This window comes from Staphylococcus pragensis (genome assembly GCF_004785665.1).
GTDB classification, from domain to species: Bacteria; Bacillota; Bacilli; order Staphylococcales; family Staphylococcaceae; genus Staphylococcus; species Staphylococcus pragensis.
Window position 1 is genome coordinate 60370 of the sequence record NZ_SRPJ01000002.1, and the last position, 26820, is coordinate 87189.

Here is a 26820-nt window from a genome sequence, read left to right on the forward strand (position 1 = left end):
AAGATGTTTGATTCAATTAGAGAAACTATAGACTACGCAGTTGAAAACAAAATGTCTTTCGCGGATATTATGATTAAAGAAGAGATGGAGCTTTCTGGTAAATCTCGCGAAGAAGTTAGAGAAACAATGAAACAAAACCTAGAAGTTATGCGTGACGCCGTGAAAAAAGGGACAACAGGCGACGGTGTTGAAAGTGTAACAGGTTATACAGGTCACGATGCGGCAAAAATTCGTGACTATAATGAAAATAACCATGCCTTATCTGGCTATGAAATGATGGAAGCTGTTAAAGGTGCCGTAGCAACAAACGAAGTTAACGCAGCGATGGGAATTATTTGTGCTACACCAACAGCAGGTTCTTCAGGTACTATCCCTGGTGTGTTATTCAAATTAGAAAAAACACATAATTTAACAGAAGACCAAATGATTGACTTCCTATTTGTATCATCATTATTCGGTCGTGTTGTAGCAAACAATGCAAGTGTTGCTGGTGCTACAGGAGGTTGCCAAGCGGAAGTTGGTTCTGCATCAGCAATGGCAGCAGCGGCAGCAGTATCAATCACAGGTGGCGAACCAGAAGCATCAGGTCATGCAATGGCATTAGCTATCAGTAACTTATTAGGTCTTGTTTGTGACCCAGTTGCTGGATTAGTTGAAATTCCATGTGTAATGCGTAACGCAATTGGTTCTGGTAACGCATTAATCTCAGCTGACTTAGCATTAGCTGGCGTTGAAAGCAGAATTCCTGTTGACGAAGTGATTGAAGCAATGGATAAAGTAGGTCGTGGCTTACCAGCAGAACTTCGTGAAACTGGACTTGGTGGTCTAGCAGGCACACCAACAGGCGAAGCAATTAAGAAAAAAATCTTTGCTGCTGAAGAAAATCCAGTTAAAAACTAAAGTATAATCAATTCAAATAACTCACCATTCTCGAATGTGATGAATCCATTCGAGGATGGTTTTTTTATTGTTTTTTGAAAAGGCAGATCCAATATATAAAACTTTAATAATAATTTACAGAAAATTAAAAAAGTTATTGCAAAATTTCACCTATGTGTATAAAATAACTCCAAAGGGGCTGATGATATGCTTAGATTAAGTATCATCTTTTTAGTATTCGTCATTAACACAACGATTACACATTATTTCACAGTTGAGGGAACTTGGGAGAATCTCTTATTTGAATCAATGTCATTAAGCATGATTTTAGTATTTCTGTTTTATTATGTGAGTTTTGTTATTGAAGAGAAAAAGAGGAAAAAAATAGAAGAATTAAAAGAAAGATTTTATACATTTCAAAAACAAGTGGAACAAGAACAAGTGGACGAATAATCGTTCACTTGTTTTTTAGTTCTAGAAAATATGTGACATAAACTATTTATCAAATAAGTCATATTGATAAAATGCAAGATCAAGCCAACGCTCAAATTTATATCCTACATTTTTAATTGTACCTGCATGAGTAAATCCGAATTTTTCATGCAATTTAATACTACCTTCGTTTGAAGCATCTATTCCTGCCACGATAGTGCGATAATTTCTTTGTTTGGCATCTTCTATCAAATGACTAAGCAGTTGCGAGGCAATGCCTTTTCCACGATAATCCTTATCAACGTAAATCGAATGTTCAATTGAATATAGATATGCTGGCCAATTTCTAAACTGTCCATAGGTTGCAAAGCCAACTACTTTCTCATCTAACTCATAAATAAAGATAGGTTCGTTTGCGAGTTTCTTAGCTTCAAACCAAGCTTCACGTTCTTTCATTGTCTGTGCGTCATATGTGTAAACCGCTGTAGTATTTAAAATTGCATCATTATAAATGTCTAATATTGCGGATAAATCTTGTCTTTCAGCGTTTCTAATCAAATTGCCACCTACTTTAGTATTTTTTCTTATTTTAAAAGGTTGAACCTATACGAGCAAATGTTTGTAATTAAACCTTACACTCAAATGGTGAAATTAAATTAAAATAGTGATTTAAAAGTGATATACTATGAGCAAAGAACGACTAGCTTAAAGGAGCCCCACATAATGAAAAATTGGACAAGTCATTTAATGACAATTATAGGCGTCATTTTAATTCTAGTGGCAATATATTTATTTGCTAAACCACATATAGATAATTATCTGCATGAAAAAGATAATGATAATAAAATTGAACAATATGATAATGATGGTAAAAAAGAAGCATCGAAAAAGGAAACACCAACTATTCCTAAAGATAAATCCAAAATGGCAGGTTACATATCCATTCCAGATGCAGAAATTAAAGAACCAGTCTATCCTGGCCCAGCTACACCAGAACAATTAAATCGTGGTGTAAGTTTCGCAGAAGAAAATGAAAAATTAGACGATCAAAACATCTCAATAGCTGGACATACCTTTATTGACCGTCCACATTATCAATTTACTAACTTAAAAGCAGCCAAAAAAGGAAGTAAAGTTTACTTTAAAGTAGGCAATGAAACACGTAAATATAAAATGACTAGCATCCGCGACGTCAACCCAGACGAGGTTAAGGTGTTAGATGAACATAAAGGTGAAACAAATCAATTAACCTTAATTACTTGCGACAATTACAATGAACAAACAGGTGTCTGGGAAAAACGCAAAATCTTCGTCGCCAAACAAATAAACTAATATTTTAATTTCCTCTTACTTTATCAATGAGTAAGAGGATTTTTATTTTCAGTCACTTATTCTTATAAGGATAAATACACCAATAATTAGTTTTAATCACTGAATTTAATTTCTAAATATGAATATAGTTTCAACCTTATTTACTAAACTTTAATCACAAAAATGGGATAGCTATAATTAATTTAAATAAGACGTTAAATTCAAGGGGGAACCTTTATGGTTAAGGCAATTGCTGTAGATATGGATGGCACATTTTTAGATTCGAATAAGGAATATGATAAAGATCGTTTTGAAAGAATCTTTCAAGAGTTAAAGCAACGTAACATAGAATTTATTGCTGCAAGTGGCAACCAATTTGCGAAACTGAAATCAATATTTGGGGAAAGAGATATGTTCTTTATTTCTGAAAATGGGGCAGTCATTTATCATGGGACAGACTTATACAATTATCGTAGTTTTAATCAAGATGATTATACCGAAGTAGTCAATTATTTAAATATTGAAAGAAACATCGATGAATTTATCGTATGTGGTTTGAAAAGTGCATATATTTTAAAAGATACAAGTGAGGATTTTAAAAAAGATGCGCATTTCTATTATCATCAATTAGAAGAAATTGATTCATTTCAACCTTTACCAGAGGATGAATATGTCAAAATCGCTCTAAACATTAATCGTGATACACATTCAACATTAGATACTGATTTAGAGGAAAAGTTTAGCGATACCACTAAACTTGTTTCAAGTGGTCATAATAGTATTGATATTATTATGCCTAACATGACGAAAGGACAAGCATTAAAACGATTATTAAGTGAGTGGAATATGGATGCGTCAGAGTTAATGGCATTTGGAGATGCGAATAACGATAAAGATATGCTTGAATTCGCAAAATACAGCTATGTCATGGCAAATAGCCAAGATCAATCTTTATTCGATATTGCAAGTGCTGTAGCGCCGAGTAATGATGAACAAGGTGTTTTACAAATTATTGAACAAGAAGTATTAAAATAGGCGAGAAAAAAAGCTGAAGTCTCAAAGAATTGAGAGTTCAGCTTTTATAATTTATTCTGTATTATCTTAGTTTAATTGAGTGTCACATTTACCTGTGTTGATAACAGATAATGCAGCGTTTAATCCACCCTCAACTAAGTTTCTTACAGCTTCATCTGAGAAGAATGCGATGTGAGGTGTAACTAAGATATTTTCATTTTCAATTAATTCTAATAATGTTTTATCTTCAATTTCTTTATTAGTCCAGTCATAAGTGAAGTAGTCTGCTTCATTTTCATAAGTATCGATAGCAGCACCTGATAATGTACCGTTGTTAACAGCTTTAATTAATTCAGGTGTATCAATTACAGCACCACGAGCAGCATTAACTAATACAGCACCTTTTTTCACTTTAGAGAACATGTCAGCGTCGAATAAGTGGAAGCTTTCTTTGTTTGCTGGTACGTGTAATGAAATGATATCTGCACCATCAATTGCTTCTTCAACTGAATCTTTGTATTCTAAGAAATCTAAAGAATTGTTTGGATAAGCATCGTAACCTACGACTTCAGCGCCGAATCCAGAATAGATTTTACCAGTAGCAGCACCGATACGACCAGTACCAATAATAGCAACTTTCATGTTTTTAACAGGTGTAGACATAATTGGTGCAGCCCACTTGAAATTATGTTCTTGAACGCGTTTTTCAATAGCTGGGAATTTACGTACTAATTGTAATGCAATTGATACTGAATATTCAGCGATTGTTTCAGGTGAATAACTTGGTACGTTAGAAATCACAATACCATGTTTTTTAGCAAGGTCTAAATCGTACATATCGAAACCAGCTGTACGTTGAGCAATTTGTTTAATACCATATTTTTCAAGTTTAGGATAAACTGAATCTGCTAATTTACCAAATTGCATTGTAGTTACGCCATCGAAACCTTCTAATTGATCTACAGTATCTTCGCTTAAAATGTCTTCAGAAGTTACAACTTCAACGTTGTTAGCTTTACCCCAATTTAAAGCGTCATTTTTCTCGTAGTCACGAGTTCCGAAAAACATAATTTTTGTCATTATAATAACCCCATTTCAGATAGTAATAATATATTAATAAATAAATAAGACTGAAGTTGTCTATAGAAATGTATGTGTAATTAAAATAATGATTGGAAACATCTCTATTACTTAACTTACAAATACATTATATTGTGAATTAATTCACAAATCAATAGTTTTTAGCAATTTTTTGTTTAAAATGTTAAAAATTTCACATAAACAAGTCTTTTGGGATTAATTTTCAAATAATAAGAAAGAAATTTGTAAGCTAATATCTTTAGTGTGAAGGGTGAGTCATTTATAATTTGAGTGATACTAAACTTAGGAGGATATGTTTATGAGTGAAATGCAAGATACAATTCTAAAGGCATTCAATTTTAGACATGCAACAAAAGAGTTTGATTCAGCAAAGAAAGTGAGCGATTCTGACTTTGATACTATACTTGAAACAGCAAGATTATCGCCAAGTTCATTAGGTTTAGAACCATGGCGCTTCGTCGTAGTTCAAAATTCAGAGTTACGTGATAAATTAATTCCGTATAGTTCAGGTGCTCAAAAACAATTGAAAACGGCTAGTCATTTCGTAATTATCTTAGCCCGTAAGAATGTAACTCCTAGTTCTGATTACGTTCAATCAATCGTTAAAAATGTTAAAAAATACGAAGAAAGTACGTTACCTGCGTTTAATGATAAAGTAAATGGATTCCAGACTAATTTCCATATTAATGATAATGATCGTACATTGTTAGATTGGGCGAGCAAACAAACATATATTGCCTTAGCTAATATGATGACGTCTGCAGCATTGTTAGGCATTGATTCATGTCCAATGGAAGGTTTCGACTTAGACAAAGTCACTGAAATCTTATCTGAAGAAGGCATTTTAAATACTGATGAATTTGCGCCTTCAGTGATGGTTGCATTCGGTTATCGTAAAGAAGAGCCTAAAGCAAAAGTACGTCAATCTGCAGAAGATGTTATTCAATGGGTTGAATAATTTATATATATTTAAAAAAGCTATCTATTTCAAGTGGATGAAATAAATAGCTCTATTTATTTTACAATACTTGTTATTTGTTCTTCGTATTTTTACGACGTAATAAAAGTAAAGAAGATCCAAATATTGCAGTAAGAATACTTAATAAAATACTATTATTTTGTTTAGTTTCTCCAGTTAAAGGAAGTTTATCTTTTGTGTCTGCAATCTTATCTTGATGAGTGTTTTTATGATGGGATTGCAAGTGTTTTTCATTTGAACCATTAGTATTGCTTATTTTATGAGCATGTTTAGATTCATTGCATTTTTCTGATGTATTCGGTTTATTTGGCGTTTTAGATTTATCTGGTGTTTTAGATTTATCTGGCGATTTAGGTTGTTCCGGCGATTTAGGTTGTTCTGGCGATTTAGGTTGTTCCGGAGTTTTAGGTTGTTCCGGAGTTTTAGGTTGTTCTGGTGTCTTAGGTTGTTCTGGTGTCTTAGGTTGTTCTGGTGTCTTAGGTTGTTCTAGTGTCTTAGGTTGCTCTGGTGTCTTAGGTTGCTCTGGTGTCTTAGGTTGCTCTGGAGTTTTAGGTTGTTCTGGTGTCTTAGGTTGTTCAGTTACTTTAGCTACAGCAACATCAGCATAATCTTCATTATCAGCTACTTCATATAAAACAGATGAATTTGCTGCTAACGCAAAAGTTATCCAGTAATAAAAAAAAGAATGGCTAACATCATTACCAATTAATGTCCAATCATGTAACTTTTTAGTAACGCCTATTGATGGTTCAAGGTATAAACCATTTTCATCAAAATCATCTTCATGAATGTATTCAGGATGTTCAATAAATGTATATGAAAAAAGTTGATATATGATGTCTAAAATTATCTAATGGTTGCGATCCATTTTCAAAACAATCAATTGGATAATTTTCCATTATTGATTTCCATCTTAGTCTAGCATCGAGTGGCAGATAAGGCGTTTTTTTAAATTGTTCTTTAGTGATATCAAAGCTAACATTTAATCCTATCGATCCATCTATTAAAGTGCTTACACCATATGATTTAGCATAATCGGGATTATAAGTTCCGCCACTAAAATAATTGTTAGATTCATCATATTTTATTACTGATGAAGGTAATTCATTCTTACCTGCATTTTTCAATTTCAAATATTCTTCATATGTAGGGATGAGATTAAATTTATTAGTCTTTTTATAGTCTTCTTCAGAGATTTGACCTAAAGTTAAATTAACATTATGAGGAACTAAGGTTTCTTCTTCTCGTGTACCTATGAGTTTGAATTGCACATTTTGAACGAATTTAGGTACGGTTATTCCAAAAGTTTTACCTGTTTTCATATGATCACTTGATTTGATAGGACTTAAAGATACAGTGAAATTATAATTTACATTACCATCATCTTTAAATGTGGATAAACCTGGTGTGACATCAACGCCACCACCACCTATAGGCAAAAGAGAACTCACATCCCAATTAGGGTTTTTTTGGGGACGTTTAAATCTATCTGCATTTATAAGATGTTTTTGCTGATTATTGTTTATCGGTGATAGATTAGAATCTGAATTAGTTGTTTCTGTATTAGTATTATATGAATCTGATTCGTTATTGTTATTATCTGTATTAGCATTATATGAATCTGATGTGTCTTCACTATGATTTATAGATTGAGAATTATTAGTAGAATTCAATTGGTCATTATTATTTAATTCTTTATCGTTATTGGCTGCATTAGCAGATGAATCTATTAGAGGGGCTGATTGATTAGTTTCATTAGGTTGATTGTCATCAGTAGGATTACTTGTAGACGGTGAGTTTACATGTGAAGAATTATTAGTATCATTTAATTCTGAGGCGTGGGCGACTGAGTCAACACCGATAAATAATACACTACCTAAAAGTATAGAGCTGATTCCTATAGTGAACTTGCGAATACCAAATCGTTGTTTATTATTGAAAATCAATTAAATCACTCCTTAATATAACTAAAATAATATAAATTATTTATAATATATTAGATTAATCATACACCAAAGTGATACGCTATTAAACGATATGCTATAAAATAATATTTTTATATTATTAATAAATAACTATAATTGTATGTATTTAGGGAGCGGATTAAAAAAAGTATGAAATCTAATGAATCCTAAATGCTTGTTTTGACTACAGTCGGTTATCATAAAGAAATTTTACTAGCAAGGTAAGGACGTCATTCAATGGGTTTAACGTTTAGTGAATAAAATTTATATGAGCGGGTAAAATAAACATATAAACAATGAAACGAAATGAGTTCGAGCAACTTGTTTCGTTTATTCTTAAATTTAGAGTAAAATAGATGCAGAATGAGTAAACGCTTACATTCTGTGTATTATGTTATATGAAGCTATTCACAAACGTTTTTAAATACATTTAAAAAGGATGATGACTAATGGCTAAAGTTAATGTTAGAGATTTTATCGATGAGAAATATGATTTATTCATTAACGGAGAATTTCAACCTAGCGAAAGTGGAGAAACATTAACAGTGACAAATCCTGCTAATGGTGAAGATTTAGCAGAAGTAGCTAAAGCGAATAAAGCTGACGTAGATAAAGCAGTTCAAGCAGCTCATGATGCTTTTGATAGTTGGAGCAAGATTTCTAAAGAAGAACGCGCAGACTATTTATTAGAAATTAGTCGTCGTATTCATGAAAAAGCTGAACACTTTGCAACAATCGAATCATTACAAAACGGTAAACCTTACCGTGAAACATCAACAATTGATATTCCTCAAGCTGCGAACCAATACAAATATTTCGCAAGTGTATTAACAACTGACGAAGGTACTGTTAATGAGCTTGATGAAAATACAATGAGTTTAGTTGTTAATGAACCAGTTGGTGTGGTAGGTGCCGTTGTAGCATGGAACTTCCCATTCTTATTAGCATCATGGAAATTAGGTCCAGCATTAGCTGCAGGTAATACAATCGTAATTCAACCATCATCATCAACACCATTAAGCTTAATCGAGCTTGCAAAAATCTTCCAAGACGTTTTACCTAAAGGTGTTGTAAACATCGTAACAGGTAAAGGTTCAGAATCAGGTGACGCCATCTTTAATCACGAAGGCGTAGACAAATTATCATTCACTGGTTCAACTGATGTAGGTTATGGTGTTGCTAAAGCAGGTGCTGAACGTATCGTACCAACGACATTAGAACTTGGTGGTAAAAGTGCAAACATCATCTTTGACGATGCCAACTTAGACCAAGTGGTTGAAGGTGTTCAATTAGGTATCTTATTCAACCAAGGTGAAGTATGTAGTGCAGGCTCTCGTTTATTAGTGCAATCTTCAATTTACGATACAGTAATGCCTAAATTAAAAGAAGCTTTTGAAAATATTAAAGTCTGCGATCCATTTGATGAAGACGCGAAAATGAGTGCTCAAACTGGTCCAGAACAACTTGAGAAAATTGAAAGCTATGTAAAATTAGCTGAAGAAGATAGTAATGCAAACATCTTAACTGGTGGACATAGAATTACAGACAACGGTCTAGATAAAGGTTATTACTTCGAACCAACAATTATTGAACTGAAAGACAACAGTCATCAATTAGCGCAAGAAGAAATCTTTGGTCCAGTGCTAGTTGTTGAAAAATTTGAAGACGAAGAAGAAGCGGTTAAAATTGCGAACGACTCAGAATATGGTTTAGCAGGTGGTATCTTTACTACAAATATCAACAGCGCTTTAAATGTAGCAAAAGCAATGAGAACTGGTCGTATTTGGATTAACACTTACAACCAAATCCCAGCTGGCGCACCATTTGGCGGATATAAAAAATCAGGTATTGGTCGCGAAGTATACAAAGATGCAATCAAAAACTATCAACAAGTTAAAAATATCTTTATCGATACTAGCAACCAAACAAAAGGTTTATACTAAAATAGATAGATCATAAAAAACAGGGCGTTCTAAGCGCCCTGTTTTTTTATGTCTAAATATGATTATTTTTAGTATTTTAATTAATGATAATATTGATGTAAATATTTTGTTTTATATATTTAATTGTAAAATTCCTAGTGATAAAATAAGATATGAAATAAAAGGGAGGGATAATACTTATGAATTTAGAAGAAAAATCGTACGTTGAACAACAAGTGGCTAACCGTTCAAAAACAATGCTTGTCTCTTATTTATTATGGTTCTTTTTAGGGAGTTTAGGTGTACATCGTTTTTACCACGGTAAAATAGGTACAGGAATAATAATATTATTAATAACATTATTTGTTACTTGGTTTACATTTGGGGTTATTACAGCCATTTGGTTAATTGTTGATGCATTCTTAATTCCAGGATGGGTTAGAGATGATGAAAATAGAGTGCGTCAACAAGCTATGCAAGAAGTTAATTTAATGAAAAATAATCAATAATAAAAACAGGGTAGTCGTCAGACTATCCTGTTTTAATATTTATCCAGGTACTACGCTTGTATCACTGTGAAGTGTGATGTCGAAGCCTTCTGGTGAAGTAAGATGTGTTTCTTCAACATTTGGTTTATAAATATTAAAGTGAGCTAAGCCATAAGTGTGTTCATTGTCTAAGCGCACTTGATTAGATTGCCAAATATTTGCGGCGATATGATGGTGATAGTTTTGCGTAGACATAAATAATGACTGTGGATATTGAGAAATATGTTCTAACCCAATTTGATCAATATAAAATTCACGCGCTTGACCTAAATCATGTGTTTTAAGATGTAAATGTCCAATTTTGCCCTCTGCAGGCCAACCTTGCCAACCGTCTTCTGAACGTTGTGCAATTAAATCATCGGCATCCACTTCTAGGGTATCCATTTTCACAAAACCATCAGACCATTGCCAAGTGTCAGTAGGGCGATCTTGGTATACTTCAATTCCATTGCCTTCTGGATCATTGAAATATAGTGCCTCACTCACTAAATGATCGCCACCGCCAACAGAAATATTCATACGGCTCATGTGGAAAAGGAAGTTCGCTAAATCTGTGCGAGTGGGTAAAAGATACGCAATGTGGAATAAGCCAGCTTCTCTAAACGAAGGGCGACGTCCGTCTTCTAACAAATTCAAAGTTAACGTATGGCCATACGCACCGACGTTAAACGTAACAGATTGATTATATTGTTCTTTTATTGAAAATCCTAAAATATTAGAATAAAAATCAGTCATTTTTTTTAAGTCTTGAACATTTAAAGTTATATTTGTAACTTGTGTTGCTTCAGTTGTGTGAAATGAAGTCATAATAACGTACCTCCAAGGATGAATACATTCATCTTTATCTATTATTTATATTAAGTATAATAAATATACTACCAAAACAACAAACGTGCAAGATAATTGTTTTCACACATAAAAAACTCAAGAAGAATGAATATCTCCTTGAGTAAACGAACTTTCGAAATAATGAATTATCCGAAGTAAACGTCTTGATAATCTTCATTTTTTTCTAATACGTCTTTCGCAAATGGACAAGATGCGATGATTTTTAGGTTGTTTTCACGCGCATGTTGAACCACTGCATCTACTAATTTAGTGCCTAAACCTTGACCGCCTAATTCATCAGAAACGCCAGTGTGATCAATATCGATTTCGTTATTATCAACTTGCTTGTAAGTAATTACTGCTTGAGGATTGTTCTCATCTTCACCAACGTAAAATTTGTTATTACCTTGTTTAATTTCTTCAGCCATGTTACGTCACTCCTTTAATAATGTCATAGTAATATGTATCACTTTTTCAGAAAAATAAAACATTCGATAAATAAATTTTAGAATATAAAGATTATAGAAATTGTTATAAACAGAGATATTGCTTTTTTTAAACAGAACCGATATAGTTGAGAACGAAATTATTACGTTTTGGAGGGATTGAGTTGTTTTTGAAAAGGGCGTCTGTACTGATCCTCGTTATGTGCTTAAGTATTGCTTTATCAGCGTGTAGCACAACACACAGTACGCATACGAAAGAGAACGTTACAACCAAAAATAAAATCGACATCTATACGACGGTATTCGCATTCAAAAGCTTTACGCAACAAATAGGGGGCAAATATGTGAATGTGGATACCATTTATCCTCCAGGCGCGGACACGCATACGTATGAACCAAGTCAGCGCGATATGATTAATATTGCTAAAAGTGATTTGTTTATCTATTCGAGCGATGATTTAGATCCAGTTGCAGCAAAGATTACGAAGTCAATGAACAATGACGACATGAAGTTAGCTGTGGCAGATGGACTTAGTCATAAAGACTTATTAACCGAAGACGATGATCACGATGAACATGAACATCATCATGCTGAAGCGGGACATGACCCTCATGTATGGTTAGATCCAGTATTAGATAAAAAATTCGCTAAGAAGATTAAAGATGATTTAGTAAAAAGAGATCCATCTCATAAAGCGTATTATGAACATAATTTTCAAAAGTTAAATCAAGACTTAACACAGTTGGATAAATCATTAACTCAAATTACGACCCATCCTAAACGTGATAAAGTAGTGATTTCTCATGATTCATTAGGCTATTTGGCACATCGTTACCACTTTGAACAAGAAGGCGTGAGTGGTATGAATAATGAAGATCCAAGTCAAAAAGATATTCTTGCGATGATTAAACAAATTGAGCAAACGCACCAACCATATATCTTGTATGAACAAAATATTACGTCAAAAATCACTGATGTCATTCGCGATGAAACAAAAGCTCAACCAGTAAGTTTCAATAACTTATCCGTCCTAACTAAAACACAAGCCAACGACGACACATTAACCTTCCAATCCATCATGAAGAAAAATATTAAAGCGCTCGATAAAGCATTAAATCAGTAATGCATCAATAAATAACCCCCTTATCCCAGAACATGGAATAAGGGGGTTGTCTTATATAATTACGACCATCTAATATAACTTACTGTTGTATTGTAGTATTCTTCAAAGCCGTGAATACCATCGGCACCGCCTAAACCAGATTCTCTCCAGCCAGCATGATAACCATTTACCACTTCTTCGGCTTCACAGTTCGCATACACTTCACCGAATTTAAGTCGTTCTGTCGCTTCCATCACTTCTTTTAACTTCTCAGAGAAGATATATGAAGATAAACCGGCATTTGTATCATTCGCCGCGTCAATCACTTCATCAAAGTCATTATAAGTCGTTACAGCTAGCACAGGTCCAAAGATTTCTTCTTTGAATGCACTATCGTTAGGGTTTACATTATCAATAATTGTAGGCTCATAGAAGAAACCAGCACGGTCCATTTTATGTCCGCCTAACACAAGATGAGCACCATTTTTAACTGCTTCTTGAACTTTCTCATCAATGCTATCTAATTGTTTCTGATTAATGATTGCACCGTAATCTGTATTGTTATCAAATGGATCACCCACTTGAAGTTGACTCATGTGGTCTTTTGCTTTAGCAATAAAGTCATCATGCACATCTTCATGTACGAAGATACGTTCAGGACATGTGCAGACTTGCCCCGCATTATTGATACGCGCTGTTACGATATATTCTACTGCTTTATCTAAATCGGCATGTGGCGTAACTAAGACTGGCGCGTTACCGCCTAACTCAAGATTCACTTTCTTCACAGTATCAGCCACATTCTTATAAACGGCTTTACCAGCAGCCATACTACCTGTTAGTGAGATTAATTGAATATCTTTATGTGTCGCAAGTTGCGTACCAACCGTTTCACCAGTACCAGGTATGATTTGAATTAAGCCAGCAGGAATAGTTGACGCACGGAATAATTCCGCTATTTTCAATGTTAATAATGTTGTTTCCTCACTTGGTTTAATAACTACAGAACAACCAGTTACCACTGCTGGAATAACCTTACGCATTAAGACCAAAATTGGCGCGTTCCATGGCACAATACCTGCCGTCACACCAATAGGTTTCTTCGTTAATTGAATCGTTTCATTCGCTACACTATTTTGCAATACTTCACCTTTATTACTCATACTTAAGCTTGTCATATAGTCAATAAATTGTACCGCTTTATCAATTTCTCCCTCAGCTTGCGCAAGTGTCTTACCTTGCTCTTCAACATACAACTTCGCTAACTCATTCTTATTTTGCTCTAATAAAGGAATTAATAATTTTACATGCTCTGCACGTGTAGGCGCAGGCACACGCTCCCATTCACGTTGCGCATGTTTCGATTTCTCAATTGCTTCATTCACTTCTTCTTCCGTCGCAAACGTAATTGTATCAATCTTTTCACCCGTTGCAGGATTAATCACATCCATCGTCTCATTTGACTTACTCTCTACAAATTCATTATTAATAAATAGTTGATTGGTCACTTAAGACACCTCCAATCATAGTATTCCCCGAAATCTTTTATTTTATTCTTTTGAAAAGTGGGATAGAAATCTAATTTGTAATAAAGATGTCGTAGTTTCGCCTCGACAAAGATGACTCAAATTGAAAAGTCTAAGACAAACGCAATCAAATTGACGATGAACTACAGAAAGTGTATAATTTATCTCCAAATCGAAATGAAATTCTGGAATGTGAGGTAAGGAAATGGATCGCACACAAGGATCATTAAAAGCATTTATAGGGCTACATAGGGCATTAGATGCATTAGAGAAAGTAGTTAAGCAAGATGTTCAAAATTACGGGTTAAATGTTACAGAATTTGCCGTCTTGGAATTACTTTATAATAAAGGCCCACAACCAATTCAACGCATCAGAGATAGAGTACTCATCGCTAGTAGCAGTATTTCTTATGTGGTGAGTCAACTTGAGGATAAGGGTTGGATTACGCGAGACAAAGATCCTAACGATCAACGCGTCTATCATGCAACTTTGACTGATAAAGGACAGCAATTTATGGCGCAGATCTTTCCTCAACATGCTACGACACTGACAAATGCTTTCTCAGAATTAACACAAGAAGAATTAATTACGCTTCAACATGCATGTAGAAAGTTAAGTCATCAATCAGCCGAAGTATAAACATAATATAAAAGGTTCTCATGGATACTTGTAACGTATCTGTGAGAACCTTTCGTATTATTGATGATTTGAAGATATTAATTGAATAAAGCCTCGATATATAACTGGAATAAGGAGTATGAAACCGAACAAGCCCATAATTGGGAAGACTTTTCCGATTAAAGAAATGAAACCGATAAACGTACATATAAACGTGACGACAGCCATAGCGATAATGAGCACGTAATAGCCTTTGGAAAAGGGTTCCGTAAAACGAGAAGCGAAGGCATACATTAACCCAACGACCGTATTGTAAATTACTAAAATCATAATTATCGACATAATCGTACCTAATAATGGAGAGATATGACGCGCAAGTAATAGGGTAGGGAGCGCCACAGATTGAATATGCTCAAACTCTGTAATTAAGCCTAAATTAATCATCAATAGTAAAAACGTAATGAGGAGACCACCTAATAAACCGCCCCAAACTGCCGATTGGCGATGTTTCAAACGGCCGCCCATCACACTTAAGAAACTAAACGCAGCCGCAATTTGTAAACTTGCATAATTTAAACCATCAAACCACCAACCAAGTGATAACCCGTGATGATGCTGAGCATAATCATTGGCAGCCGTGAAGTTTAAATCGCCCGTTATAAAGTAATAAATCGCGATAATCGTCACTACAATGACCAAGAAGGGCGTTACCACACCTAACACAGCAATTAAACGGTCGAAATTTAAAAATAACGTCACTAGAATAAGAAGCACTAACAGTAGGGAACTTATCCAGAAAGGTAAACCAAAGCTTTCATGCACAGTCGAAGCGCCTCCAGCCGTCATAATTATCGCTAATGAAAATAGAAAAATAGTAAGAATAATATCAAATAAACGTGCCATCCAAGAAGGTAAATAATACCGTATCGATTCAGAATGGTTATGTGATTTTATTCGATAACCCGTTTGTAAAACAAAGATGCCACCTAATGTCACGATGATGCCTGTAATAAGAATTGCCAGGATACTATAGCTACCATTACTTGTGAAAAATTGAAAAACCTCTTGTCCTGTCGCGAAACCAGCACCCACGACTACACCGACAAACGCAAATGCGACCATAATCGCCTCTTTAAAATACTGCACTTCTGAAAAATCCTTTCAAACTTTAAAAATATTAATAAAAACAATTATTTATTTTAACGAAATTTCACACAAAAATAAATACTAAAGTTTACATGAAGTGTACACTGTCTTTACACAAAGGTCATTTAAAGGAACGAAATATAATAGTAATGCAGTCTTAAAGAAAGTTTGATAGTATAACACAGTATTAAGTAAAAAGTAGAAAATGAATTTTTTAATCGAGGAAGGTGTAGGCATGTCTTTTGATTTACCTGTCATGCTTATCATTGTGCTATTTTTAGCGCTAGGTATCTTTAGCCAATGGTTAGCGACACGTATCAAATGGCCCTCAATCGTCGTCATGTCGATTGTAGGACTATTAGTAGGGCCAATACTGGGACTAGCAAACCCTCAACATACGTTGGGGTCGGAAGTATTTAGTCCTATCGTTTCATTAGCCGTAGCAATTATTTTATTTGAAGGTAGTAGTAACTTAGATTTCCGTGAATTAAAAGGTATTTCCAAAGCGGTTATTCGTATTATTACGATTGGCGCTGTCATTTCATGGGTTTTAGGTGCAATTGCCTTAAACAAGATTTTAGATTTCCCACTATCCGTCTCTGTCGTGATGGGTGGACTATTCTTAATTACTGGACCAACAGTGATTCAGCCATTGCTCAAGCAAGCGAAAGTGCGCAAGAGTGTGGATTCTATCTTACGTTGGGAAAGTATTATTTTAGACCCTATTGGTCCAATTTTAGCTTTAACCGCATTTTATGTTTATCAAATCATGGAACAAGGTTTTGGTTTTCAAGTTATTTTCCTATTTATCTTTAAAATTGTTATCACAGCTGCAATCGGATTTGGCGCATCATTCATATTCAATTGGTTAATCCAACGCGATATGATTCCACAAAACTTAATGCCATCCATTCAGCTCGTCTTTATCTTATTGGTATTTAGTATATGTGACCAAATCTTACAGGAATCTGGTTTATTAGCCGTAACTATCTTTGGTTTAATGATGGCACGCTATAAACGCCATGACTTAATTTTCAAAGAGTCAGATCATTTCGTTGAAAATGCTTCATCAATATTAGTATCAACTGTGTTTATTCTGATTACGTCATCATTAACCTCATCTGTATTAATAGATGTCTTATCATGGCAATTACTTGTCTTCGCGATAGTGATGATTATCCTTGTACGTCCTGTGTCAGTACTACTATCAACAATAGGTACTGAAATCACGAAAAAAGAACGTTTACTTGTTGCGATGATGGCACCGCGAGGCATCGTCGTTCTTACGGTAGCTCAATTCTTTGGTGGGTTATTTATGAATGACCATGTCAAAATGGCAAGCTATATTACACCAGTAACATTTGGATTAGTATTTATTACCGTAGTGATTTATGGCTTTAGCTTCACACCAATAAGTAAACTACTTGGCTTAGCAAGTACAGAGCCACCAGGCGTGATTATTGTAGGTGAGAGTGAATTCTCTTTCCATCTAGGTAGTAAACTTCGTGAGCATGATATTCCAGTAATGGTCTTCAATTTATTTGAGAACACATCGACGAAAGCAGAAGAATATGGCTTTGAAATCTTTAAAGGTAACTTACTTTCAAGTAGTGACCGTATCTATGCCGATTTAATTCGTTATAATAAGTGTTTACTCATGACGAAATCATTTATTTTCAACAGTTTAGCCTTTAACGAATTAGTGCCAGAGTTTGGTTTAAATAATGTCAGTATGATGCCTGTGTCATTTACCGACGAACAAGCCAGAAATAATCTCAATGGCCCATTACGCAACCATATTTTATTTGATGAAAATCATAGCCCAAGATGGTTCGATAATACCATTACAAATAAAAACATTGTGGAAATTCATGCAGAAGAATATGAACATATTACCGAACATGACATGATTATTTATCACATCGATGATGGTAAAGTCGTATCATTTAATAAAAGTAGTAAGCCACTGCCAGAGCAAGACAATGGCACGTATGGTATCTTAAGAGACGTGTATGAATAAGAAATAAGTTCTAAGATAGATTGTCATTCACTTAAGTTGCTACGCGTTCCTGTGGGAAAGGCTCAAGCCTGTAGTCTTGAGGCTCTTTCTTTTCCACTAGGAGTCTTCGCAACTACGTTTCATATCTATCTTAGAACGCCTTACACAAGTACACTTGTAGTTCATCTTAAAATTTCTTACATATTTATTAATATCAAAATTTATACTTAGTAAAGTATTAATAAATATGTGTTATGTATTGAACTGTATATTTGTTTTTTATTGATAATATAAAACCAAAGAAAACAAAAAAGACTGGCGAAGATATTATTCTTTGCCAGTCTTTTTAGCTACTGTTCATTAATTTGAATAGGTAAAAGATAAACTATTGTAAATAACCACATAGATATATTGTAGATTTAAGTGATTCTAAAATGGATAATGAAACGTAGTTGAGTGACGCCTGAGGGAGCAGGATGAGCGTCGAGACCGCGGCTCGACCCAGCCCCCTAGGCAAGCATCTCAACTTAAGTGAAATGACCATCCATTTTAGAAAAAATGATAATTACAATTGTAAAATTATTTCAAATATCTATCGTGCATTAATAATTTAAGAATGCGAATTTGTTCTAACATTTCTTTACCTTCGTTTGTGTCTTTAATCTTCTTACGTTGTAATTCTTCATCGACCACACGACGTACGGATAATTCATCAGCACCATCTGAAAGTACTTTATCTCTCGTGTCAAAATGTTGATGTGCCACCAACTGCATGCCAAATGAATTATAAAGTAACGTATATCCTGCAATACCTGTTGTCTTCTGATACGCTTTAGAGAAACCACCATCAATCACAATCATCTTGCCATCTGCTTTAATAGGGTTCTCACCATCAATCTCTTTAACTGGCGTATGTCCATTAATAATACGGCCCTCATCTGGGTTTAAGCCAAAGTCTTTCAGCATCTTACGAATCATATCCACATCTTCACGTAAATAGTAGTATGGATTTTTAGGCTCTTTATGAGAGGCTTTATCTTCAATAAAGTAACGTTCGAATGTTGTCATTGCTCTTTTTCCGAAAAGTGAACTATATTTACCTGTCCATAAATACCATACTAAATCAGTTGAAAGATCATCAGTAATTTCCTTGTTATCATATGCTAAACGTACATGTTTTTCGAAAACATCAAGTAAGTCGCGACCTTTATGCAATTCACCTTCAATTTCAAACGATTCCATTTCTCCATTTTCATCGACAGGAATACAACCGTGAATAAGAAGATTGCCGTTGTAAGGTAGGTAAAGTTTACCTTTTTGCATTAAGAAAGCCATATGGCGTTTCAATTTCTCAGATTGTTGGAAAGAAAGTAACAATTTGTTGATGACTTCTTCTTCTTCAGGTAATAATTTGCCTGGGTCTTTTGGATCAACCGTACTAAAACATGTATCTTTTAAAGGATATGTTTTGCCGTAAATTGTAATTTCATTCGTATCATAGTTGACCTTTTCAAGAACTAAACGATCATCCATTTCAAAGCTTGGGCGACGTTTAATAATTGGCATTTCTAATTTGAATTGAATCATTGCAATCGCTTGGTGAATCTTTGTGATTTGACTCTCTTCGAGTTTAGATAAGCCAGCAGGTTTGTCAGGACGTTTCTTCGGTTTAAAGGCAGGGTTGTCGCCATCATAATACTCTTCAGCTAATGTGAGTAAAGGACGTAAGTTAATACCATAAGCGTCTTCAATAATATCTAAATTATCATATCGTGCACAAATACGGAGTAAGTTGGCAAGACAAGCTTTAGAGCCTGCATAGGCGCCGACCCATAACACATCATGGTTACCCCATTGAATATCGACTGAATGATAATTGATTAAAGTATCCATAATTTTATCTGGTTGAGGACCACGATCGTAAATGTCACCCACAACGTGAAGGTGATTTACAACAAGGCGTTGTACAGTATAAGACAATCCGATGATTAAATCGTCTGATTGTTCGAGTTCAATAATGAGGTTAACAAGCGTTTCATAATAAGATTTTTTATTTTTAAATTCGTTGCTTTTATAAAGGAGTTCTTCCACGATATATGTAAATTCTTCAGGTAATGCTTTACGTAACTTAGAGCGCGTATATTTTGAAGAACAGTAAGTAATAAGTTCAATCAGACGTTCAATTGTAGTGATATACCAAAGATTTAATTTACCTTTAGAATCGAAGTTATTTTTCACAAGTTTTAATTTTTCTTCTGGATAATAAACAAGGGCAGCTAGGTCATCAATTTCTCTTTGAGATAATTTATTTGTGAAGATGTCATTGATTTTAGCGCGCACATTCCCAGAACCATTGCGAAGTACGTGTTGGAAAGATTCATATTCACCATGTAAGTCACTCACAAAGTGTTCTGTACCTTTAGGTAATTCTAAAATAGATTCTAAATTAATAATTTCGGTAGCAAGTTTTTCTGGGCTATCGAATTGTTGAGACAATAAATCTAAATATTTCTTTCTTAATTCACTTTCAGTCGTTTGCGTCATTTATTTTTCACTCCTGTGTGGGATTGTCATTTGTTTTTAAAAGGGCAGTAAAATATAAAACCGCTTACATAAATTATCTTTAAAAAGTAGCACTTTTTCAATGGTGATGCTTAAATTGTCGAAATTAAAATATGAAAAAAACCCTTCATACTAGATGAAGGGTTGAAAAATTAACGTGTACGTTTTCTATTTTTAATGAAGATAACATATAGAAGGTACAAGATTGCTAAGAAGATAATGACATACATGATATAAGAATAAGTATGTAAACCAGCCATTAATACGTCAAAGCTGTCACTTAATAAACGGCCTAATAAAATAAGCGCAAAGTTCCAAATCGTTGTACCTAATAATGATAAGACTGTAAATGTAATGACATTCATTTTATTGATACCAGTAGGAATGGTAATGAGTACACGTAAAACCGGAATGAAGCGGCACAATAAAACTGCCCATGGACCATAGCGTTTAAACCAATCATTGGCACGCTTGACGTCTTTACCTTTTAGTTTGAACCATTTCCCATGTTTATCAACAAAACGGTAAATACTTTCTTCATTGATTAAACGACAGATATAGTACAAGATTAATAATCCTATAAATGAAGCGATAGTTGAAATAAGGAATAAGACGGGAATCGATAGGCCTGATTTAACAGACATTAATCCTGCAAACGTCAAAATAATCTCAGAAGGGACGACAGGCAACACATTCTCTAACAGGATAAGAATAAAGATGGCTGCGTAGCCCCATTTACTTATAAAATCGGTAATTAACTGTTCCATTTATAATTAAGAACTCCTTTAATTTTAAGCTTTATAACTATAATAAAAAATTCATAGTAAATTCATTATAATAAAATTTACTATGAATTGCTTGTATAAACCTAAAAAGTTATTATTTTAAAGCTTTTAAGTAGCGATGATACAGTTGAGTAGCTTCTTCATCATCTTCGATACCATAAACATTCATACGTCCGTCTTTAAACAAGGTAATTTCATAATCTTTATCTTGAATCAGTTTGGCAAATGACGTTGATTTCACCATATCACCTGGGAAATGTTCAGCATGTTCAAAGACAGCAGGTTGGTATCTAAAGAGATACGTTTTACCACAAAGACTTTCAATGTGTTGTTGTTGCTTTGTTTCTAATAATTCATAATGTTGTTGTTCGCAAACTTCACAGTCATTGTCTTTCAAAATATCGACATTCATGGCTTTGAAGTTAATATCGAAAGCATCAATGGTTATTAATTTCTTGGAAAACCCTTTTCCAGATAAATAGCGAATAGCTTCGGATACTTCATAGCTTGCCACTTGTGTAATGACAGGCGGTAAGACGCCATTAATCGCACAACTTTCGCCAGTAGAAGGCATACGTTTTAATAAACATTTTAAGCAAGGCCCCTCAAAGTCGATGCCATAGACTGTCCCCTTACTGCCAACTGCAGCACCATACACCCAAGGAATATGATGCTTATGGCATACTTCGTTAATTAGATAACGAATTTTAAAATGGTCCATGCCGTCAATGACAATGTCAGGTTGCACCTTATTTATAATATCTTCAATATTCGTAGAGTCAACTTCTTGATAAAATGCTTGTACTTCTACATTGGAATTAATATGCGCTAATTTTTCTTTAACGGCGTGTACTTTAGGCACCATGTTGGTAGCGTCATCTTCTGTATACAATGCTTGGCGATGTAAATTTGATGTTTCCACAATATCCATATCAACAATGGCCAAGTGATGGGCACCCATGCGAGCTAATAGTTCTGCCACATGACTGCCTAATGCACCGGCACCGAGTATTAAGATCTTCGCATTCGATAGGGCGTGTTGCCCATTTTCACCAAAAGCATGATAACGCATTTGACGATTGTAACGTTGCATTATAAGAATCCTAATCCTTCAGTTGGGCTTGATGCTTGTGCAGTATATTTCACTGGAATTCGTCCAGCTTCATAAGATAAACGGCCAGCTTCAATACCTAATTTCATTGCTTCAGCCATTTTAACAGGGTCTTTAGCGCCTGAAACCGCTGTGTTTAATAAGATGGCGTCAGCACCTAATTCCATTGCGTGACAAGCGTCTTTAGCTGAGCCAATACCAGCATCAACGATAACTGGAACGTTAGCGTTTTTAATAATGTAGCTTAGGTTTAATTGGTTGTTAATACCACGGCCAGTACCGATTGGAGAAGCAAGTGGCATTACAGCATGTACGCCTAATTCTTCTAAGCGTTTCGCTAAGACAACATCGTTAGAAATGTAAGGGCACACGATGTAGCCTTTCTCTAATAATACTTTACAAGCTTCGTATGTTTCGAAAGGATCAGGTAATAATGTTTCATCATCACCGATGACTTCGACTTTAATCATGTCACATACGCCTGCGTGGTTAGCGATTTCAGCGATACGAACTGCTTCTTCTGCAGTTTTAGCACCTGCTGTATTTGGGAAAGTGATGAAATCTTTTAAATTAATATTTGCAAGTGGGTTAGGTAAGTTTTTGTCATATAAGTTCATACGTCTTACTGCGAATGTAAGGACATTTGTTTCTGACGCTTTAATCGCTTCAGTTTGGATTTCTTCATTTTCAAATTTACCAGTACCTAATAATAAACGAGATTGTAATTCTAAATTTCCAATTTTAAACATATTATCCGCCTCCAACAAATTCTAATAATTCTAATTGATCATCTTCACGTACAGTGTGATTATCGTACTCTTCTTGTTTAATTAATGTCTTATTATGCTCGACGATGACACGTTCAGGGTCTAATTCAAGTGAGTGAAGCACTTGAGTAATCGACTGTTCTGCGTCGAATGTGAACGCATCACCATTAATGATACACTTCATTATTTGACCTCCTTGAAACATTAAATGACTCATAATTGCGTGGTTTAACACCAGTAAATAGCCAATTCGCGATATCACGGCCTATGACAGGTGAAAGTAAAATACCATTACGATAATGACCTGTAATGACGTATAAACCATCGTCTATACGGTCCATGATAGGCAATTCGCCATCAGTATAAGGGCGCACGCCAGACCATTGCTTAATGACTTTACCTTGTGTTAATTCAGGAATACGTTCATTCGCGTATTGATGTAGCCATGAGACGCCTTGATCGGTATTGCCGACAGAATAATTATCGAACTCGCTTGTTGCGCCAATAAGGAAACGATTAGGTTGTTTCGGCACGATGTAGCAACCATTCGTCATAAATACCGTTTCTTTTAAATCTAAGTCGTCATGTTCAATTAATAATACTTCGCCTTTAACACCAACTACTTTACGCGGAAGTTGGTAGCGTTCTAATAATTTCGAAGTCCAAGCTCCTCCAGCGACAATCACTTTCTTAGCAACTAATTGACCTCTTGACGTAGAGACATCATAGTAGCCATTTTGACGCTCAACATTAAGCACCTCTGTTTGATAATAGCGATGAATATTGCGTTGCTGTAGTGATTTAAAGAGTGCTTTCGTATAATGGTTCGCATTGATTTGTCCATCATTTGGAATGTAAATTGCCATTTCGCTTGATGTGACATGACCATGCGTTAAATCAATTAAATCTTCTTCAGATAATTCCACTACACTAGGGTCCATGGAACTTAAGAATTCATATTGCTGTCTTAAACTTTCAACATCTTCAGGGCGATTCGCCACTTTGATTAATCCCGATGACTGATATTGAATATCGATACCTGTTTCATCTTGCAAAGCTTCGCACAGTTCTGGGAAAAGTGAGCGTGATTCGAGCGCAAGTCTAAATAAATCATTATCCTCAGTAAATTCATTTTGTGCACCTAGCATACCGCCTGCTTTGTAAGAAGCATGTTTACCAGGAACATCTCTATCGACAATAGCGACATCCATTTGTGACTGACTTAAATGTCGCGCAATAGACATGCCAATCACGCCTGAACCTATAATAAGAACGTCATGCATCTTTCAACCACTCCTTTCGTAACTGTTCGATTTGTTGTAAAGATGCGTTCATAAAGAAAGAAATTGCACATATACCAGTAAACCCTTTAGGTAATTGGTGAATCGTTTCTTTAGTGATGCCACCAATAGCATAAATAGGAATCGGCAAACGTAAAACGTCATTGACCTCTTCTTGTGAACGTGGCTGTTGATTTGGTTTAGAAGGCGTTGTGAAAATGTGGCCATAAAACACATAATCAAGACCATGTTCATAAGCTTGCTTCACAGATTCTTTAGAATGGGTCGACATACTGACTTCGACATGAGGGTATCGTTGTTTGTAATCAAACGCAGTCTTATCCATTTCACGGCAATGTAACCGCGAAAGTGATAAAGATTCTAGTAACTTAACATCACTATGAATGATTACTTTCTCTTTTGGAAAGCCTGCATCTAAAAGTTGTGTGATGAAGTTAAATAACGCTTCACGTGACATAGGGGTACGAAACAGTAGTCCGTCTATCCCTTTAGCTATAGCTAAGAAATGCTGTAAATCTTCGTCTGTTAAATCTTTATAAGTCGTTATTGCAATAAATATATGCCTCACCCCTTGAACAATAAAAAAACGCTATTACCCTCGTAGGGAAATAGCGTTTAGCTCAACTTTACGATATCCTTTGCGCCACTTTCCTACGCCAGTACAAACTGGATCAGGTTCCAGGAATTATAAAGTTCGTTCTTTACTCTCAGCCTTAAACAAAGGCACTTCCAGTGGATGATAAATTTTATTCATTTATAAATTAATTAATAGCGTTTCAGTTCAATTTCATTTTACAGTTTTTCTGATTAGAGTTCAAATCTTAAATAAAAATAAATATGACACTACTTTTCGAAAAGTAGTGTAACAACACAAACAAGCGCAATTTAATAAAAAACTTTTGTAAAGATATTGTAAACGTTTGCAATACCTGGTAATATGATAAAAAATAAGTGATTAAGCCTATCATGACAGGGCTTGAAAGGTGGAAAGTGATTAGAGCAAAAGGGAGTCTTCATGATTAATAGACAACATAAAAAGAATCAACAAAAAAAGGAAAGTAGGAAAGAATATGGTTCAAAGACAAAGGAAAAGTAATGTCCGTTGGATGTTCGCATTACTATTTTTTATTATCGGAGTAATTGCATATATGGATAGATCTAATATCTCATATATTGCACCACAAATGATGCAAGATTTACATATGAATAAACAACAATTTGGTTTATTAGCATCCTTCTTCTCATTAGGATATGCATTAATGCAAGTACCTTCAGGTATGTTAGCTGAAAAGTTTGGTCCACGTAAAATGATTACTATCGCATTAGTATGGTGGAGTGCATTTACAATTTTTACAGGAATGATTAAACATCACGGTTTATTATTCTTAGTGCGTTTCTTATTTGGTGTAGGGGAAGCACCAATGTATCCATCAAATGCAGTTTTCAACTCAACATGGTTTGCGAAAGATGAAAAGGGAAGAGCATCTAGTGCATTATTAGCAGGTTCTTATTTTGGACCAGTACTTGCACCTATCGTGACAATTGCAATTGTAAATGCCTTCAACTGGCAAGCTGTTTTCTATATTTTTGGTGCAGTCGGCGTATTAATTGCGATTTTATGGGCAATTATCGCGAAAGACCTTCCAGAACAACATCGTATGGTTAACGAAGCGGAAAAGCATTTCATCATGCAAAACCGTGACTTAGTACAAACAAGCAAGTCATTACCACCATGGAATCAATTCTTCCGTCGTGTAAGTTTCTATGCTATCGCAGGTCAATACTTTGTAGTTCAATTTATCATTACATTATTCTTAATCTGGTTACCAACATACTTAACTGAGCAATACCATGTAGAATTTAAACATATGGCAATTAGTTCATTACCTTGGTTTATTATGTTTATCTTAATTTTATCTGCAGGTGCCATTTCAGATAAAATTTTACGTAGTGGTCAATCACGCTTTGTATCAAGAGGATTAATTGCGATTGCTGGATTCATTGTGTTTGCGATTTCAATCTTCTTCGCAGTTCATACAGAAAGCTTATACATTACAATCTTCTGGTTATCACTTGGATTAGGTGGTATGGGTATTTCAATGGGTATGAGTTGGGCTGCAGCTAACGATATTGGTCGTAACTTTGCCGGTACAGTTTCAGGTTGGATGAACTTATGGGGGAACATTGGTGCCTTAGTTAGTCCATTCTTAGCTGGTGCAGTAGTAACATCTCTTGGATGGTCAATGACATTCCAATTACTTATCGTTCCAGCTGTCATTGCAGTTATCTTATGGTTCTTCGTTTCACCAGATAAACCATTAATTAAAGATGAAAGTAAACAGTTAAAATAATAGGTTTGATTCATAGAAAAGTGAGCAAAACGCTCACTTTTTTTATTGACATATTTCTTGGGATGCTATTTCTAAAGCAGTTCTTAGATAGATATTAACTCACTTAAGTTGCTACGCATTCCTGGG

27 protein-coding genes and 1 riboswitch are annotated in these 26820 nt (G+C 34.8%); of the genes, 12 read left to right on the forward strand and 15 right to left on the reverse strand.

The window, feature by feature from the left end; translation table 11 throughout:
• Positions 1 to 3 precede the first annotated feature (3 nt).
• The gene (gene sdaAA, locus E2558_RS06065; protein WP_126565496.1) at positions 4 to 900 is read left to right on the forward strand and encodes an L-serine ammonia-lyase, iron-sulfur-dependent, subunit alpha; all 897 of its coding nucleotides are present in this window, start codon (positions 4 to 6) and stop codon (positions 898 to 900) included.
• A 186-nt stretch (positions 901 to 1086) separates the two neighbouring features.
• Complete coding sequence (locus tag E2558_RS06070) at positions 1087 to 1332, forward strand: hypothetical protein (RefSeq protein WP_126565497.1); 246 nt, start codon at positions 1087 to 1089, stop codon at positions 1330 to 1332.
• Between the two features lie 42 nt (positions 1333 to 1374).
• On the opposite strand, the gene E2558_RS06075 is transcribed toward E2558_RS06070, so the two are convergent.
• Positions 1375 to 1869, reverse strand: a complete 495-nt coding sequence (locus E2558_RS06075) for a GNAT family N-acetyltransferase (protein WP_126565498.1) — start codon at positions 1867 to 1869, stop codon at positions 1375 to 1377.
• A gap of 165 nt (positions 1870 to 2034) precedes the next feature.
• Between E2558_RS06075 and srtA the strand changes: the two genes are divergently transcribed.
• Complete coding sequence (srtA, locus tag E2558_RS06080; RefSeq protein WP_126565499.1) at positions 2035 to 2643, forward strand: class A sortase SrtA; 609 nt, start codon at positions 2035 to 2037, stop codon at positions 2641 to 2643.
• A gap of 216 nt (positions 2644 to 2859) precedes the next feature.
• The gene (locus E2558_RS06085; protein WP_126565500.1) at positions 2860 to 3657 is read left to right on the forward strand and encodes a Cof-type HAD-IIB family hydrolase; all 798 of its coding nucleotides are present in this window, start codon (positions 2860 to 2862) and stop codon (positions 3655 to 3657) included.
• Positions 3658 to 3723: 66 nt separating this feature from the next.
• Here the strand turns inward: E2558_RS06085 and E2558_RS06090 are convergent, their stop codons facing one another.
• Positions 3724 to 4716, reverse strand: a complete 993-nt coding sequence (locus tag E2558_RS06090) for a D-lactate dehydrogenase (protein WP_126565501.1) — start codon at positions 4714 to 4716, stop codon at positions 3724 to 3726.
• A gap of 319 nt (positions 4717 to 5035) precedes the next feature.
• Between E2558_RS06090 and E2558_RS06095 the strand changes: the two genes are divergently transcribed.
• On the forward strand, positions 5036 to 5695 hold the full coding sequence (locus E2558_RS06095) for an NAD(P)H-dependent oxidoreductase (protein ID WP_126565502.1): 660 nt from the start codon (positions 5036 to 5038) through the stop codon (positions 5693 to 5695).
• 73 nt (positions 5696 to 5768) lie between these two features.
• On the opposite strand, the gene E2558_RS12610 is transcribed toward E2558_RS06095, so the two are convergent.
• The gene (locus E2558_RS12610; RefSeq protein ID WP_168210222.1) at positions 5769 to 5939 is read right to left on the reverse strand and encodes an LPXTG cell wall anchor domain-containing protein; all 171 of its coding nucleotides are present in this window, start codon (positions 5937 to 5939) and stop codon (positions 5769 to 5771) included.
• A gap of 55 nt (positions 5940 to 5994) precedes the next feature.
• Here E2558_RS12610 and E2558_RS06105 point away from each other — a divergent pair, with 55 nt between their 5' ends.
• Complete coding sequence (locus E2558_RS06105) at positions 5995 to 6324, forward strand: hypothetical protein (protein WP_135789022.1); 330 nt, start codon at positions 5995 to 5997, stop codon at positions 6322 to 6324.
• Between the two features lie 195 nt (positions 6325 to 6519).
• Here the strand turns inward: E2558_RS06105 and E2558_RS06110 are convergent, their stop codons facing one another.
• Positions 6520 to 7662: a YSIRK-type signal peptide-containing protein gene (locus E2558_RS06110; RefSeq protein WP_126565504.1), complete on the reverse strand. Its 1143-nt coding sequence runs from the start codon at positions 7660 to 7662 to the stop codon at positions 6520 to 6522.
• 467 nt (positions 7663 to 8129) lie between these two features.
• Between E2558_RS06110 and E2558_RS06115 the strand changes: the two genes are divergently transcribed.
• Together E2558_RS06115 and E2558_RS06120 are read left to right on the forward strand one after the other, a co-directional pair.
• On the forward strand, positions 8130 to 9623 hold the full coding sequence (locus E2558_RS06115; RefSeq protein ID WP_126565505.1) for an aldehyde dehydrogenase family protein: 1494 nt from the start codon (positions 8130 to 8132) through the stop codon (positions 9621 to 9623).
• A gap of 179 nt (positions 9624 to 9802) precedes the next feature.
• A complete protein-coding gene (locus E2558_RS06120) occupies positions 9803 to 10111 on the forward strand; it encodes a TM2 domain-containing protein (RefSeq protein ID WP_126565506.1) in 309 nt (102 codons plus the stop codon).
• Positions 10112 to 10150: 39 nt separating this feature from the next.
• Here E2558_RS06120 and E2558_RS06125 read toward each other — a convergent pair whose 3' ends face one another.
• Entirely contained in the window at positions 10151 to 10957 is an 807-nt protein-coding gene (locus tag E2558_RS06125; protein WP_126565507.1) for a VOC family protein, read from the reverse strand.
• Positions 10958 to 11124: 167 nt separating this feature from the next.
• Positions 11125 to 11406, reverse strand: coding sequence for a GNAT family N-acetyltransferase (locus E2558_RS06130; protein WP_126565508.1), 282 nt, complete (start codon positions 11404 to 11406; stop codon positions 11125 to 11127).
• 218 nt (positions 11407 to 11624) lie between these two features.
• Here E2558_RS06130 and E2558_RS06135 point away from each other — a divergent pair, with 218 nt between their 5' ends.
• Entirely contained in the window at positions 11625 to 12548 is a 924-nt protein-coding gene (locus E2558_RS06135; protein ID WP_371869277.1) for a metal ABC transporter solute-binding protein, Zn/Mn family, read from the forward strand.
• Positions 12549 to 12607: 59 nt separating this feature from the next.
• Here the strand turns inward: E2558_RS06135 and aldA are convergent, their stop codons facing one another.
• Positions 12608 to 14035 (reverse strand): aldehyde dehydrogenase, encoded by a 1428-nt coding sequence (gene aldA, locus E2558_RS06140; RefSeq protein ID WP_126565509.1) that lies wholly within the window; start codon positions 14033 to 14035, stop codon positions 12608 to 12610.
• A 223-nt stretch (positions 14036 to 14258) separates the two neighbouring features.
• Between aldA and mhqR the strand changes: the two genes are divergently transcribed.
• Positions 14259 to 14693 (forward strand): MarR family transcriptional regulator MhqR, encoded by a 435-nt coding sequence (mhqR, locus tag E2558_RS06145; RefSeq protein WP_126565510.1) that lies wholly within the window; start codon positions 14259 to 14261, stop codon positions 14691 to 14693.
• 57 nt (positions 14694 to 14750) lie between these two features.
• On the opposite strand, the gene E2558_RS06150 is transcribed toward mhqR, so the two are convergent.
• Entirely contained in the window at positions 14751 to 15794 is a 1044-nt protein-coding gene (locus E2558_RS06150) for a YkvI family membrane protein (protein WP_371869276.1), read from the reverse strand.
• Positions 15795 to 16053: 259 nt separating this feature from the next.
• Here E2558_RS06150 and E2558_RS06155 point away from each other — a divergent pair, with 259 nt between their 5' ends.
• Positions 16054 to 17838 carry a cation:proton antiporter gene (locus tag E2558_RS06155; RefSeq protein ID WP_126565512.1) on the forward strand — a complete coding sequence of 595 codons (1785 nt, stop codon included), beginning with the start codon at positions 16054 to 16056 and terminating at the stop codon, positions 17836 to 17838.
• Positions 17839 to 18396: 558 nt separating this feature from the next.
• Here E2558_RS06155 and E2558_RS06160 read toward each other — a convergent pair.
• The 7 genes from E2558_RS06160 to E2558_RS06190 all read right to left on the reverse strand — a co-directional run bounded on the left by E2558_RS06160 (position 18397) and on the right by E2558_RS06190 (position 24911).
• Positions 18397 to 20361, reverse strand: a complete 1965-nt coding sequence (locus E2558_RS06160) for a fructose-1,6-bisphosphatase (RefSeq protein ID WP_126565513.1) — start codon at positions 20359 to 20361, stop codon at positions 18397 to 18399.
• A 170-nt stretch (positions 20362 to 20531) separates the two neighbouring features.
• Entirely contained in the window at positions 20532 to 21146 is a 615-nt protein-coding gene (gene uptA, locus E2558_RS06165; RefSeq protein ID WP_126565514.1) for an undecaprenyl phosphate transporter UptA, read from the reverse strand.
• Positions 21147 to 21258: 112 nt separating this feature from the next.
• On the reverse strand, positions 21259 to 22257 hold the full coding sequence (locus tag E2558_RS06170) for a ThiF family adenylyltransferase (RefSeq protein WP_126565515.1): 999 nt from the start codon (positions 22255 to 22257) through the stop codon (positions 21259 to 21261).
• Positions 22257 to 23024 carry a thiazole synthase gene (locus E2558_RS06175; RefSeq protein WP_126565516.1) on the reverse strand — a complete coding sequence of 256 codons (768 nt, stop codon included), beginning with the start codon at positions 23022 to 23024 and terminating at the stop codon, positions 22257 to 22259. The genes E2558_RS06170 and E2558_RS06175 overlap by 1 nt, the downstream gene beginning before the upstream one ends.
• A gap of 1 nt (position 23025) precedes the next feature.
• Positions 23026 to 23226, reverse strand: a complete 201-nt coding sequence (gene thiS / locus E2558_RS06180) for a sulfur carrier protein ThiS (protein ID WP_103297373.1) — start codon at positions 23224 to 23226, stop codon at positions 23026 to 23028.
• On the reverse strand, positions 23210 to 24325 hold the full coding sequence (thiO, locus tag E2558_RS06185) for a glycine oxidase ThiO (RefSeq protein WP_126565517.1): 1116 nt from the start codon (positions 24323 to 24325) through the stop codon (positions 23210 to 23212). The genes thiS and thiO overlap by 17 nt, the downstream gene beginning before the upstream one ends.
• Positions 24318 to 24911, reverse strand: a complete 594-nt coding sequence (locus tag E2558_RS06190) for a thiamine phosphate synthase (protein WP_126565518.1) — start codon at positions 24909 to 24911, stop codon at positions 24318 to 24320. The genes thiO and E2558_RS06190 overlap by 8 nt, the downstream gene beginning before the upstream one ends.
• A gap of 63 nt (positions 24912 to 24974) precedes the next feature.
• Positions 24975 to 25084: riboswitch (TPP riboswitch) on the reverse strand.
• A gap of 329 nt (positions 25085 to 25413) precedes the next feature.
• Between E2558_RS06190 and E2558_RS06195 the strand changes: the two genes are divergently transcribed.
• Complete coding sequence (locus tag E2558_RS06195; RefSeq protein WP_126565519.1) at positions 25414 to 26694, forward strand: pyruvate MFS transporter; 1281 nt, start codon at positions 25414 to 25416, stop codon at positions 26692 to 26694.
• Positions 26695 to 26820: the final 126 nt, after the last annotated feature.